Annotated in this window: 1 pseudogene; it reads left to right on the top strand. The window is 57.6% G+C overall.

The annotated features are described in order from the left end of the window. Positions 1–236: pseudogene (locus SB753_RS41390) on the top strand (altronate dehydratase); the annotation flags it as partial.

Here is a 236-nt window from a genome sequence, read left to right on the forward strand (position 1 = left end):
TGTTTCGGCGCCAAACCTGCGCCGTCAATCAAGCTCGCTACGAACTCGACCATGTACAAGCGGATGGCCGATGACATGGACATCAACTGCGGCGACATCATGGACGGCACCGTAAGCGTGGAGCAGAAGGGCGAAGAAATTTTCCGGATGATCCTCGACGTTGCGTCGGGCCACAAGAGCAAGAGCGAAGCGCTTGGCGTTGGCAACGAGGAATTCGTGCCCTGGATGATTGGCGC

Source organism: Paraburkholderia sp. SIMBA_053 (assembly GCF_046534895.1).
Lineage (GTDB): Bacteria > Pseudomonadota > Gammaproteobacteria > Burkholderiales > Burkholderiaceae > Paraburkholderia > Paraburkholderia caledonica.